At 44.7% G+C, this 13374-nt stretch carries 11 protein-coding genes and 9 tRNA genes; 19 read left to right on the top strand and 1 reads right to left on the bottom strand.

All coding sequences use genetic code 11. From position 1 onward, the window contains the following. The first annotated feature begins 49 nt into the window (after window positions 1-49). From csrA to luxS, 18 genes are all read left to right on the top strand, one after another. On the top strand, window positions 50-247 hold the full coding sequence (gene csrA, locus AAFX28_RS21950) for a carbon storage regulator CsrA (RefSeq protein WP_004415691.1): 198 nt from the start codon (window positions 50-52) through the stop codon (window positions 245-247). Between the two features lie 183 nt (window positions 248-430). Beyond that, a tRNA-Ser gene (locus AAFX28_RS21945) sits at window positions 431-523 on the top strand. 60 nt (window positions 524-583) lie between these two features. Beyond that, window positions 584-660 (top strand) — tRNA-Arg (locus tag AAFX28_RS21940). A gap of 25 nt (window positions 661-685) precedes the next feature. Further along, window positions 686-778: transfer RNA gene (locus tag AAFX28_RS21935), tRNA-Ser, on the top strand. A gap of 102 nt (window positions 779-880) precedes the next feature. After that, a tRNA-Arg gene (locus tag AAFX28_RS21930) sits at window positions 881-957 on the top strand. 67 nt (window positions 958-1024) lie between these two features. Next, window positions 1025-1101, top strand: a tRNA-Arg gene (locus AAFX28_RS21925). A 67-nt stretch (window positions 1102-1168) separates the two neighbouring features. Continuing rightward, a tRNA-Arg gene (locus tag AAFX28_RS21920) sits at window positions 1169-1245 on the top strand. 67 nt (window positions 1246-1312) lie between these two features. Continuing rightward, window positions 1313-1389, top strand: a tRNA-Arg gene (locus AAFX28_RS21915). 67 nt (window positions 1390-1456) lie between these two features. Then, window positions 1457-1533 (top strand) — tRNA-Arg (locus tag AAFX28_RS21910). 448 nt (window positions 1534-1981) lie between these two features. After that, window positions 1982-2239, top strand: a complete 258-nt coding sequence (locus AAFX28_RS21905; protein WP_408690650.1) for an oxaloacetate decarboxylase subunit gamma — start codon at window positions 1982-1984, stop codon at window positions 2237-2239. Window positions 2240-2270: 31 nt separating this feature from the next. Further along, a complete protein-coding gene (gene oadA / locus AAFX28_RS21900; protein ID WP_408690649.1) occupies window positions 2271-4055 on the top strand; it encodes a sodium-extruding oxaloacetate decarboxylase subunit alpha in 1785 nt (594 codons plus the stop codon). Between the two features lie 9 nt (window positions 4056-4064). Next, window positions 4065-5195 (top strand): sodium ion-translocating decarboxylase subunit beta, encoded by a 1131-nt coding sequence (locus tag AAFX28_RS21895; protein WP_053441878.1) that lies wholly within the window; start codon window positions 4065-4067, stop codon window positions 5193-5195. A gap of 122 nt (window positions 5196-5317) precedes the next feature. Then, complete coding sequence (locus tag AAFX28_RS21890; RefSeq protein ID WP_408690648.1) at window positions 5318-6268, top strand: NADP-dependent oxidoreductase; 951 nt, start codon at window positions 5318-5320, stop codon at window positions 6266-6268. Beyond that, the gene (locus tag AAFX28_RS21885) at window positions 6262-6723 is read left to right on the top strand and encodes a YqaA family protein (RefSeq protein WP_408690647.1); all 462 of its coding nucleotides are present in this window, start codon (window positions 6262-6264) and stop codon (window positions 6721-6723) included. The genes AAFX28_RS21890 and AAFX28_RS21885 overlap by 7 nt, the downstream gene beginning before the upstream one ends. A 9-nt stretch (window positions 6724-6732) precedes the next feature. Beyond that, window positions 6733-9591, top strand: a complete 2859-nt coding sequence (locus AAFX28_RS21880) for a M16 family metallopeptidase (protein ID WP_408690646.1) — start codon at window positions 6733-6735, stop codon at window positions 9589-9591. 110 nt (window positions 9592-9701) lie between these two features. Further along, complete coding sequence (gene gshA, locus AAFX28_RS21875; RefSeq protein WP_408690645.1) at window positions 9702-11270, top strand: glutamate--cysteine ligase; 1569 nt, start codon at window positions 9702-9704, stop codon at window positions 11268-11270. 8 nt (window positions 11271-11278) lie between these two features. Beyond that, window positions 11279-11878, top strand: coding sequence for a hypothetical protein (locus tag AAFX28_RS21870; protein WP_408690644.1), 600 nt, complete (start codon window positions 11279-11281; stop codon window positions 11876-11878). 24 nt (window positions 11879-11902) lie between these two features. After that, window positions 11903-12421, top strand: a complete 519-nt coding sequence (gene luxS, locus AAFX28_RS21865; RefSeq protein ID WP_408690643.1) for an S-ribosylhomocysteine lyase — start codon at window positions 11903-11905, stop codon at window positions 12419-12421. Window positions 12422-12493: 72 nt separating this feature from the next. On the opposite strand, the gene AAFX28_RS21860 is transcribed toward luxS, so the two are convergent. Next, window positions 12494-12970, bottom strand: coding sequence for an RDD family protein (locus AAFX28_RS21860; RefSeq protein ID WP_408690642.1), 477 nt, complete (start codon window positions 12968-12970; stop codon window positions 12494-12496). 191 nt (window positions 12971-13161) lie between these two features. Between AAFX28_RS21860 and AAFX28_RS21855 the strand changes: the two genes are divergently transcribed. Further along, a tRNA-Leu gene (locus tag AAFX28_RS21855) sits at window positions 13162-13246 on the top strand. Window positions 13247-13374: the final 128 nt, after the last annotated feature.

Here is a 13374-nt window from a genome sequence, read left to right as displayed (position 1 = left end):
ATAATAGCCTCGTAGCAAGATAAATCAGAGATTACTCAAGGAGCACAGAATGCTAATTTTAACTCGCCGCGTTGGCGAAACTCTAATGATCGGTGACGAAGTAACAGTAACTGTACTAGGTGTTAAAGGTAACCAAGTACGTATCGGTGTAAATGCACCGAAAGAAGTGTCTGTACACCGTGAAGAAATTTACATGCGCATTCAGGCAGAAAAAGGTAATGGTAACGTTGCATCTGGCAACTACTAATTACAAAGAGAGGCTGACATTTTGTCAGCCTTTTTTGTATGTGAAAGGCATCTATTTATAGGAAAAAGAGCGAATTAGCACCGCTTTGATTAAATAGCCAACGGTTGGAAGACTTTTTGCTATTTTTGCCAAGAAAATGTTTGACATATTTTTGGTAAATCGTAATATGTGCCTCCGCAAGACGGTGAGGTGGCCGAGAGGCTGAAGGCGCTCCCCTGCTAAGGGAGTATACGGCTTGATACCGTATCGAGGGTTCGAATCCCTCCCTCACCGCCATTCTTGCATCTCTTCTTTTGAAGAGCTTTAAAACAACTTTCTTTAGCAAGAAAGCATAGCGCGTCCTTAGCTCAGCTGGATAGAGTACCTGGCTACGAACCAGGCGGTCGGAGGTTCGAATCCTCCAGGACGCGCCATAATTTCCTTACCAGGGAATAAAACGGTGAGGTGGCCGAGAGGCTGAAGGCGCTCCCCTGCTAAGGGAGTATACGGCTTGATACCGTATCGAGGGTTCGAATCCCTCCCTCACCGCCATTAATTGGCCTATGGTCAATTTTTTTGTTTTTAAAGCTATTTAAATTTGAGAAGAGAAAAAAGTGTGATATGCTTCGCACTTCTCGTTTTCGAGAACATTGCGCGTCCTTAGCTCAGCTGGATAGAGTACCTGGCTACGAACCAGGCGGTCGGAGGTTCGAATCCTCCAGGACGCGCCACTCTTTAGGTTTTCTTGTCACAAGATTAGAGACCCTGATATTGACTTAAGTTGATATCGAAAACTGCGCGTCCTTAGCTCAGCTGGATAGAGTACCTGGCTACGAACCAGGCGGTCGGAGGTTCGAATCCTCCAGGACGCGCCACTCTTTAGGTTTTCTTGTCACAAGATTAGAGACCCTGATATTGACTTAAGTTGATATCGAAAACTGCGCGTCCTTAGCTCAGCTGGATAGAGTACCTGGCTACGAACCAGGCGGTCGGAGGTTCGAATCCTCCAGGACGCGCCACTCTTTAGGTTTTCTTATCATAAGATTAGAAACCCTGATATTGACTCAAGTTGATATCGAAAACTGCGCGTCCTTAGCTCAGCTGGATAGAGTACCTGGCTACGAACCAGGCGGTCGGAGGTTCGAATCCTCCAGGACGCGCCACTCTTTAGGTTTTCTTGTCATAAGATTAGAGACCCTGATATTGACTTAAGTTGATATCGAAAACTGCGCGTCCTTAGCTCAGCTGGATAGAGTACCTGGCTACGAACCAGGCGGTCGGAGGTTCGAATCCTCCAGGACGCGCCACTTATTTAAAGCCCTGCTAGAAATAGTAGGGCTTTTTTGTTTACACTGCTGTAACATTTTTAAAACAACTTAACTATAAGTTACTGTTTCATAATGTTGTTTTGCACTTCTCTTCTTTTTAATCGAGTTACCTTAACTAACCTGACATAACGTAATAAAACTCGCAGTTATTTATGCTTGTTAGAACGTATATTGCAGATTTATGTGATTTACGTGTCGAATAATTCCCTAGATCTGTGCTTTATCCTCAATAGCCCCTTAAACAAAATTGACAAAGTTTAACCAATCGAGATAATCCTAAGCCTCTTGTCAGGATTTTATTGAATATTCTGGCAGCAAGATCACCGACAGATTGTTGGTTAAGCGTTAGCGCTTTGCTGTGATAAAACACGAAGTTTTTAGCAAGCGGCTAATGTCGTTGTCAGGATGACACAGAAAGGATGCAAAAATGGATAATATTGGAAGCCTGCTAGTAGATGCTGCAACCCTGATGCTTACAGGGATGGTTGTAGTGTTTATATTCCTCACTATTCTTGTCTATCTCGTTCGGCTCATGTCAAAACTGGTACCTGAAGAAGTACCTGCGCCGATCGCTACACCAAATCAAAATAATAAAGTTCAATCACCTTCATCTGCTGTTAGCCCAAATGTCGTGGCGGCAATCTCTGCCGCGGTACATCAGTACCGTACTTCGACAGCTAAGTAGTATTTGTAAGGATTAAAAGGAGTTAATGAGCATGTCTAAACCACTCGCTTTAACAGACGTGGTCCTTCGTGACGCCCATCAATCGCTGTTTGCGACTCGTATGCGTCTTGAGGATATGTTACCTATCGCAGAGGAACTGGATAAGGTCGGTTACTGGTCTTTAGAAACATGGGGCGGAGCGACATTTGATGCCTGTATTCGATTCTTGGGTGAAGATCCTTGGGAACGTCTACGCGCATTAAAGAAAGCAATGCCAAACACACCAATGCAAATGCTATTACGTGGCCAGAACCTACTGGGTTACCGCCACTATGCTGATGATGTGGTTGAAAAGTTTGTTGAGCGTGCCCACGCCAACGGTATGGATGTTTTCCGTATTTTTGATGCAATGAATGATGTACGCAACTTCGAGAAAGCGGTAAAAGCTGCGGTTGATGTTGGCGCACACGCTCAAGGTACACTCTCTTATACGACAAGCCCAGTACATAACACAGATACATGGGTAGACTTGGCGAAGCGTCTTGAAGACTTAGGTTGTCATTCGCTATGTATTAAAGATATGTCTGGTCTGCTGAAACCATACGAAGCTGAAGATCTTATCTCACGTATCAAGGCCTCGTGTGATGTTCCACTTGCACTCCACTGTCATGCAACTACCGGTCTTTCAACAGCGACAGCAGTTAAAGCGGTAGAAGCGGGTGTTGATATTCTTGATACTGCTATTTCATCAATGAGTTGTACTTATGGTCACACGCCAACTGAAACTGTTGTAGCTATGCTACAGGGCACCGAGCGTGATACCAACCTTAAACTAGACCAAATCGAGCCTATTGCTGCTTACTTCCGTGAAGTTCGTAAGAAATACGCCAAGTTTGAGGGACAACTGAAAGGTGTTGATTCACGAATTCTCATCGCTCAGGTTCCTGGCGGCATGCTAACCAACATGGAAGGTCAGTTAAAAGAGCAAGGCGCAGCGGATAAGCTAGATGAAGTACTCGAAGAGATCCCTCGCGTACGTGAAGATCTAGGTTTTATTCCACTGGTAACTCCTACGTCACAGATCGTTGGTACACAGGCTGTAATCAACGTGTTGACGGGGGAGCGTTACAAGAGCATCACCAAAGAGACAGCTGGTGTTCTAAAAGGTGAGTATGGCGCAGCACCTGCACAGGTGAACGAGGCTCTACAAGCGAAAGTTCTTGATGGTGCAGAAGCGATCACGTGTCGTCCTGCTGATCTGCTAGAGTCAGAGCTTGATAGCCTAACTGATGATCTACTATCAAAAGCGAAAGCAGACGGTATCTCTCTGGCAGAAGATACGGTCGATGACGTACTGACTTATGCATTGTTCCCACAAGTCGGTCTCAAGTTCCTTAAGAACCGTCATAACCCAGATGCATTCGAGCCAGCTCCTGGCAAAGAGGAAGCTGTACAAGAAGCGCCTCAAGCTCAACCAGCACAAGGTTGTATCGAGACCTACAGCGTCAAAGTTGATGGTCAGGTTTACGATGTAGAAGTAGGCCCTCAAGGCCAGCTAACATCAGTTACACCATCTGCTGCTGTGCCTCAACAAGCGGCTGCCCCAGTTGCTCCAGCAGGTAACTCAGAGACGGTTCCGGCACCTTTAGCTGGCAACATATTCAAAGTCAACGTCCAAAGTGGCGCTCAGGTAGCTGAAGGGGATGTGTTACTTATCCTAGAAGCGATGAAGATGGAAACCGAAGTTCGAGCAGCCCGTGGTGGTATCGTTCAAGATCTTCACGTCAAAGAAGGTGATTCTGTGACGGTTGGTGCTCCACTGCTTAGCTTGGCGTAAGGGGCGATCATGGAAGGATTAATGACCTTATGGTCAGAAACAGGGATCGCTAACTTTGAGTTTGGCCAGATCTGTATGATCTTGGTTGGGTGTACATTGCTGTTTTTGGCGATTCGTAAGGGGTTTGAGCCTTTACTATTATTGCCGATTGGCTTTGGTGCAATCTTAGCGAATATACCTAACGCAGGTTTCACTGATGAGGGTGGCTTACTCTACTACGTTTACTATATCGGGATTGAGTCTGGGATTTTCCCACTTCTGATTTTCTTGGGTGTAGGGGCGATGACGGACTTCGGTGCTCTTATCGCGAACCCGAAAACCTTATGGTTAGGAGCAGCTGCCCAGTTCGGTATTTTCGCTACCTTGTTTGGTGCAATCTTACTTAACTATGTGCCGGGCATGGAATTTAGTATGCCGGATGCAGCATCGATTGCGATTATCGGTGGTGCAGATGGTCCAACCGCTATCTTCCTTGCGAGCCAGCTTTCTCCGGATCTGTTAGGTGCTATTGCGGTAGCTGCATATAGCTACATGGCTTTAGTGCCAATCATTCAGCCACCGATCATGAACGCACTGACAACGCCAGAAGAACGCAAGATCAAAATGGCTCAGCTACGTCATGTAGGTAAAGGTGAGAAGATCTTATTCCCACTAGCTGTATTGTTGATGACGATCTTATTCCTACCATCAGCAACGCCACTGGTTGGTATGTTCTGCCTAGGTAACTTGATGCGTGAAGCTGGTGTAGTAGATCGCTTATCAAAAACCGCTCAAAACGAGTTGATCAACATTGTGACGATCTTCTTGGGCCTTGGTGTCGGCTCTAAGCTGCAGGCTGAAGAGTTCTTAAACGTAGAAACACTTGGTATTTTGGCGCTAGGCGCTGTTGCGTTTAGTATTGGTACAGCCGGTGGCGTACTGATGGCTAAGCTACTTAATAAGTTCTCGAAAGAAGACATCAACCCACTGATTGGTGCCGCTGGTGTATCAGCAGTACCAATGGCAGCTCGAGTAGTGAATAAGGTTGGTCTTGATGCGAACCCGCAAAACTTCTTGTTGATGCATGCAATGGGACCTAACGTGGCCGGTGTACTTGGTTCAGCGGTTGCAGCTGGTATTTTGTTAGCGTTGGTTGGTTAAAGTGACTTGACGTTAATAAATGGTCAATTTGAGAGCAAGTGGCTAACTTGCGGTCAATAAATGGTATATATTCAAAGGGATGCTTTCGCATCCCTTTTTTGTATCGATAGGGAATAAAAGAAATGGAAAACAAACAAATCGCTATCTCTAAATTTGGAGACCCTGACGTTCTCGTTGTTCAAACTGCGGCAATACCAGAACCCCAAGTCGGGGAAGTGCTAGTCAAAGTCCACTTTGCTGGTGTAAACCCTATCGATGTAAAAACACGGGCTGGATTAGGTTGGGCTGCTTCTGAAAACAAAGATAACCTTCCTTGGGTTCCTGGTTATGATATTTCTGGTGAAGTGGTCAAGTCCGGCGATAGCGCTGAACGTTTCGCTGTTGGTGATAATGTTGCTGGCTTTATTGGCTTTCCGCTCGCGGGTGGTGGCTACAGTCAATATGTTTGTGTGCCAGAGTCGGTGTTAAGTCTTGTGCCTGATGCGATTACTCTGGAAGCTGCTGCTGCACTCCCTTTGGCTGGTCAAACGGCAATACAAGCACTAGATAAAGCAGGGGTTAGTGAAGGGGATCGAGTACTTATTCTTGCTGGTGCCGGTGGTGTTGGTCATATTGCAATTCAGGTGGCAGTTGCTGCTAAAGCAGAAGTATTTACGACTTGTAGTGAAGCAAATCTTGATTATATGGCCACGTTAGGTGCTCATGCTGTGAATTATCAATTTGCACCAGTTTCAGAGCGAGTTGAAGAGGCTGATGTACTGATTGATCTCGTTGGGGGAGATGCAGCATTAGATGCACTTAAATGCTTGAAAGATGGTGGTAAAGTTGTCACAGTGCCGACCTTAACTGCAGAGCTTATCTGCGAAAAGGCAAAGTTACTTGGCTTTGAAGCTTCAGGAATGTTAGTCGATCCTAACCCTGAACAATTAGATGCTCTGCTTTATATGGTGAGTGTTGGACTCGTGAAGATGGAAATTCAGCAGGTCTTTGCTTTGGATGAAGTGAGTCACGCTCATCGACAAATCGAAACTGGACATACGAGAGGCAAGATCTTGCTTGATATGCAATGCTAGAAGCGTTTAACAGCGCTTTTGAATCCTTCGCTCTATGGTTTTCTGATTCTGCACTTTGGGTACTGTTTTTTAGCGGTTTCCTCAGTGCCACGTTACTGCCTGGTGGTTCTGAGGCAGGTTTAATCGCTACACTCAGCTTAAACCAGTACTCCACTTCCATGATTATTTTAGTCGCCACCTTGGGCAATACCTTAGGTGGCTTGACCAATTATTGGCTTGGCTTATGGCTGCCAAACCGAACTCAAAACGAAAAACATGGTCATAAAGCATTATTGTGGCTCAATAAATATGGTTATTGGTCTCTAATTTTTAGTTGGTTACCCATCATTGGTGACCCATTATGTTTGGCTGCTGGCTGGCTTCGTATGCGATTTTGGCCTTGCTTTTGGTTGATTTTGATCGGAAAAGCACTTCGTTACACAGCGTTGGCAGCGATTTTCTACGGATTTTTTTAAGGGGATGTCATGAGAAAGATTTGGCTTGGTGCATTTTCTCTCGTCGCACTTTATGGTTGTTCTTCCAACAACCTCTCTTCAGTTCCATTTTTCTCCTCATTACCGGACGGGGTCACACTTGTTGAAGAAGTGGAGGCTCAACCTGGTAAAGCTATGATCCCGTACTCTAAATATGAGTTGGATAATGGCTTAACGGTTATCTTATCTCCAGATGATTCAGATCCTCTGGTTCATGTTGATGTTACCTATCATGTGGGATCAGCTCGAGAAGAGGTGGGTAAATCCGGATTTGCTCACTTCTTCGAGCATATGATGTTCCAAGGCAGCGAGAATGTTGGTGATCAGCAACATTTCAAAATCATTACCGAAGCTGGCGGGACGTTAAATGGTACGACAAATCGTGACCGCACTAACTACTTTGAAACTGTGCCGTCTAACCAGCTAGAGAAAATGTTGTGGTTAGAATCTGATCGCATGGGCTTTTTACTCGATGCAGTTTCACAGCGTAAATTTGAGATTCAACGCGATACGGTGAAAAACGAACGTGCCCAGAACTACGACAATCGCCCTTATGGTTTGATGTGGGAAAAAATGGGTGAAGCGATGTACCCAGAGGGACACCCTTATTCGTGGCAAACCATTGGTTACGTGGAAGATCTTGATCGTGTAGATGTGAATGATCTCAAAGCCTTCTTCTTACGCTGGTACGGACCAAATAATGCGGTATTGACCATTGGTGGTGATATCGATACTGAGCAAACGTTAGAGTGGGTAAGTAAATACTTTGGTTCTATCCCACAGGGTCCAGAAGTAGACCAAGCTCCAAAACAACCGGCGAGTTTATCTGAAGACCGCTACATAACACTGGAAGACAGAATTCAACAGCCGATGCTAATGATTGGTTGGCCGACGGAATACAATGGTGCAGAGGATCAGGCATCGCTTAATGCGCTTGCCAATGTATTGGGTAGTGGTGCTAACAGCCTGTTGTATCAAAAATTAGTGAAGACGCAAAAAGCCGTCGACGCAGGAGCATTCCAAGATTGTGCTGAACTGTCATGTACTTTCTACGTTTATGCTATGGCTCCATCTGGAGAAAAAGGAGCGTTAGAGCCGCTCTATCAAGAGTTGATGCAGACTTTAGCTGAATTTGAAGCTAAAGGGGTTGATGATGAGCGACTAGAGCAGATCTCGGGTATGGCTGAAGCCAATGCGGTCTTCGCTTTACAAAGTGTGCGTGGGAAAGTGTCTCAATTGGCATCAAATGAAACCTTTTTCAATACACCAGATCGTATTCAGACCCAGTTAGAACAAATTCGCTCAGTGACCCCAGAATCAGTGATGGAGGCCTATAAGACTTACGTCAATGGTCATCATAAAGTCGCGCTCAGCGTGGTATCACGAGGCAAAACAGAGTTAGCTGCTGCAACAGCGAATTTTGTTACACCACCAAGAACCTTGCCTAAATATCAAAAGATTACCGATGAACAGCTAGCTTATCGTAAGGCAACTGACGATTTTGATCGTTCAGTCATGCCAGAGGTGGCTGAAGGAGTGAAAGCGCAGATGCCAAAACTCTATCGCTTATATTTTGATAATGGTGCGGAGCTGCTTGGGACGGTAAGTTCTGAAACACCTACTGTGCAGTTAGAAATTAGTTTCCCTGCGGGAGAGCGTTATGTGCAGCGTGGGAAAGAAGGCCTAGCGAATCTTACTGCTGCAATGATGCAAGAAGCGACACTCGATTCCTCATTAGAAGAACTTGAAGCTAAGTTAAATAAGCTTGGCAGTAGTATTTCGATAAATGCGGGTAACTATACGACTAGTATTTCAGTATCAAGCTTAGAGAAGAACCTTACAGAGACTCTCGCCCTGGTTGAAGAAATACTATTCAAACCTGCTTTCCGCGAACAAGATTTTGAACGTGTTCAGAAGCAGATGCTAGAAGGTCTGGTATATCAACATCAAAAGCCAAGCTGGTTAGCTTCACAAGCAACACGTCAAGTGCTGTTCTCTGGCTCAGTCTATCAGCGTCCGAATGATGGTACAGAAAGCTCAGTAGCTCAGTTAACACTTGATGATGTCAAAGCATTCTACAAACGTCACTACACACCACAAGGTGCGCAGATTGTGATTGTTGGTGACATATCTAAACGTCAAGTGAAGCAAGATCTTGCGTTCATTGAAAACTGGCAAGGTGAAATTGCCCCGTTACTAAGACGGCAGTTAGTTAAACCCTTACAGGAACAGAAAGTCTATTTGATTGATAAGCCGAGTGCACCCCAAAGCGTGGTGCGAATGGTTCGACAAGGATTACCTTTCGATGCAACAGGAGAGGTGTACTTATCGCAACTGGCGAACTTCAATCTTGCTGGTAACTTTAATAGTCGTATTAACCAGAACCTCCGTGAAGATAAAGGTTACACCTATGGGGCGAGTGGGTATCTAGCGTCAAATCGTGAAGTTGGTGCGATAGTCTTTTCGGCTCAAGTCCGTGCAGATTCAACCATTCCATCGATCAAAGAGATGCAAAAAGAACTCGCGGAATACAGCCTGAAGGGAATGACTGACGATGAAATGAAATTTTTGCGTTTAGCGGTCGGTCAACAAGACGCACTAAAATATGAAACGCCTTCACAGAAAACAGGCTTACTTAATAGTATTTTGGCGTATAGCCTAGATGAAGATTACTTGAAACAACGTAATGAGATTGTCGAAACGGTCAGTAAACAGACGTTAGATGAGCTTGCGAGTAAGTGGTTCAACCCTAATGACTATCAAATTATAGTCGTTGGTGATGCGAAAACGCTGAAACCGCAACTAGAAAGTTTACATATTCCGATAGAAGAGCTTGAAATCATCCGTTAGAGTACACATAACATAGTGCATAACGAAAGGGTGACATTGCTCACCCTTATAAAATATTGTTTAGCCAGTTTGGTATAAGTACCAAACCACTGATATAAGCGAACCTCATTTTGACTGAATTTGCTGCGCGACTTGAGCGAGTTGCACAAAACCCAGAAGTATTGAAGAGTTTTGGACGTGGTGTGGAGCGTGAGACGCTACGCTACCAACAAGATGGTCACCTCGCTACAACCCCTCACCCAAGTGAGTTAGGTTCGGCTTATGCCAACAATTGGATCACTACAGACTTCTCAGAGTCTCTGTTGGAATTCATTACGCCGGTATCGTCTGACATTGCCACGCTAAAAGCGCAGCTAGAAGATATTCACCACTTTACTCAAACTAAGTTGGGTGAAGAAAAGATGTGGCCACTTTCTATGCCATGTTTCGTTGGTGATGAAGATGACATTAATTTAGCCCAATATGGTTCATCTAACTCAGGGAAAATGAAAACGCTTTACCGTGAGGGTCTGAAAAGACGTTACGGAAGTCTAATGCAGATCATTTCTGGTGTTCACTTCAATTTCTCATTCCCAGAAACATTTTGGGATCAACTGTTTGGTGACCAATCAGAGCAAGAACGTCAGGACAGTAAGTCTGAAGCTTACTTTGGACTCATTCGTAACTACTACCGTTTTGGTTGGTTAATCCCTTACTTCTTTGGTGCATCGCCAGCGTTATGCTCTTCATTTATCCAAGGAAGAGAAACGAAACTGCCTTTTGAAAGTATTGGTGGCACGCTATATCTACCTCATGCGACCTCTCTACGTATGAGTGATTTAGGCTATACCAATAGTGCGCAAAGCTCGTTGAAGATTGGTTTTAACAGCTTAGAAGAGTATTTGGATGGTTTAAATACAGCTATCCGAACTCCTTCTGATGAATTTGCCGAAATTGGTGTCAAAGTAGATGGTGAATATCGTCAGTTAAACAGCAATGTACTGCAGATTGAAAATGAACTGTATGCGCCGATTCGTCCAAAGCGTGTAGCGAAAGCTGGCGAGAAACCATCTGAAGCGTTAGGTCGCGGAGGTGTTGAGTACATTGAAGTTCGTTCTCTAGATGTAAATCCATATAGCTCAGTTGGTATCACTGAAGATCAAGTGCGTTTCTTAGACCTGTTCCTAGCGTGGGCAGCACTGACCGATTCTGAACCAATGGACTATTGTGAACAGGCATGCTGGCGCGAGAATTGGAATAAAGTCATTGTAGAAGGCCGTAAACCTGGCTTAGAGCTTCAAATTGGTTGCCAAGGAGAAGTGCTCACTCTTCAAGATTGGGCTAAGCGTGTTTTTGTAGAGCTAGTGCAGATTGCAGAACAAATGGATGCTGCAAATGGCGGTGATGAGTATCAAGCGGTTTGCTTCAAACTGTTGTCTTGGATTGATAATCCGGAACTTACGATCTCAGGCCAGCTTCTAGAAGATACTAAGCAGCATGGTGGCCTTGGTGAGGTTGGTTGTGCGCTAGGTAAGCAGTACCGAAATCAACACCTTGAACACCAGTATCGCGTCTACAGCGAACAGGAAATGGAACAAGAAGTAGAGCGTTCGTGTGTCGCACAAAAGCAAGTTGAAGAGGGCGACAGCTTAAGCTTTGATGACTTTCTTGTTGACTACTTTGCTTACTTAAAAGCGTAAGGCTGAGTGTGAAGAAAATAGTGCTGCTCATTCTAGGAGCAGCGATGCTAACTGGCTGCGCAACAGCACCACCTAAAAATCAGTCGAATCTTTGCGAAATTTTTCGTGAGAAACCTAGTTGGTATGATGATGCGGTTGATATGCAAGAAGAGTGGGGAACGCCTATTCAAGTTGCGATGGCTTTTGTAAAGCAAGAGAGTAGCTATCGTCATGATGCTCGTCCGCCTAAGGATTATCTACTAGGTTTTATTCCTTGGGGGCGTGTGAGCAGTGCGTATGGTTATGCTCAGGCACAAGATCCAGCATGGGAAGACTTCCAGAAAGCCACCAATCATGGTGGTTCTCGTACAGATTTTGCTGATGCATTAATGTTTATTGGCTGGTATACCCATGAGACTCAAAGACAATTAGGTATCTCTAAGTGGGATGCTTACAATCAGTATTTGGCTTATCACGAAGGGCGAGGTGGCTATAAAAGGAAAAGCTATCAAGCAAAACCAACATTGATAAAAATTGCTCGTCGTGTTGAGCAACAAGCGAAAGATTATGGTTGGCAACTTAAACAGTGCCGACAAGAACTCGAAGACAATCGAAGCTGGTTCTTTTAAGAGCAGTTTATATGGAGAAGGACAATGCCGTTATTAGATAGTTTTACTGTAGATCACACACGCATGAATGCACCCGCTGTACGTGTAGCAAAAACCATGACCACCCCAAAAGGCGATACAATTACGGTATTTGACCTACGTTTTACTGCACCAAACAAAGATATTTTATCTGAAAAGGGCATCCATACATTAGAGCACCTATATGCCGGCTTTATGCGTAACCACCTAAATGGTGATAGCGTAGAGATCATTGATATCTCGCCAATGGGTTGTCGCACAGGCTTTTATATGAGTTTAATCGGTACTCCTCAAGAGCAGCAGGTAGCAGATGCTTGGCTGGCAGCAATGAAAGATGTACTTAAAGTAGAGAGCCAGAACAAAATCCCTGAACTAAATGAGTATCAATGTGGTACGGCAGCAATGCACTCTCTTGATGAAGCGAAGCAGATTGCTGAAGCGATTTTAGAGGCTGGTATTTTAGTGAATAAGAACGATGAGCTAGCATTGCCAGAAGAGATGTTAAAAGAGCTTAAAGTTGACTAGTTCACTATTCACGATTTCAAAGTAAAAAAGGAAGGCGATTGCCTTCCTTTTTAGTATTTGCTTGGGTGTTTGTTAGTTTGCTTTTGGTAACACTACGACTTGAGTCTTTGCCCAAATATCGTGAAACCCACGTTTTTGAGGATCAAGAGGGACAGTAAAGTTTGCTAACCCAAAGCCAGAGGTGCCAATACGAATCAGTGCCTGAGTAACAGAAACAGCAGAGCCGTTATTGCTACGAAGATGTAGCTTCCAAGCTCTCATTCCTAATGTCTGTCCTGCACGAGTCCAGAAGAAAACAAAGAAGTAAATCCAAACAAACGCTAAGTAAGCTGTGTAGATAGGACTCCAAATTGGGTGATTAGTTAGAAAGTCGCTGACGTCCGCATAACTACCTACACTAAAAATACCCATAGCCATTAAGGCATGAAGAATCGCAATCACGAGGCCCGCGGCCATCATTTCGACTGCGATGATAATCAGTCCATCATAAAAAAGTGCTCCCAGACGACGAAATAGTCCAGCTGGTGGCAAAGTGTCAGTTGTTGACATAAAACCCACTTACCAAAATAAAATAAGGCGAAAGAATAAAGCTTCAGGTTAGAACTGAAAAGAGAGCTTGCGCACAGCTTATCAATTTATGGCGATTTTATCAGCAAACGGCAAGTAATTCAGGCTTTTGCACTTGCACGAATCATGGGCATACGTATAATGCCAAACATCAGAGGGCAAAGCCCAAAGATGCCGGTATGGTGAAATTGGTATACACGACGGATTCAAAATCCGTTGCCTTCGGGCGTGGCGGTTCAAGTCCGCCTACCGGTACCATATTTAAATGACAAAGCCTCGACGAAAGTCGGGGCTTTGTTGTATCTGGGATATGGGTAGAGTTGGCTTCGCGATGACGGCAGGACTGCCCGATTTCACAAGTCGTTACACAGCTCGGCGTGTTAGTG

This window comes from Vibrio sp. TBV020 (assembly GCF_046056895.1).
Classification (GTDB): Bacteria; Pseudomonadota; Gammaproteobacteria; order Enterobacterales; family Vibrionaceae; genus Vibrio.
The sequence above is the reverse complement of the archived record's forward strand: the minus strand, read 5'-3'. Positions and strand labels throughout refer to the sequence as shown.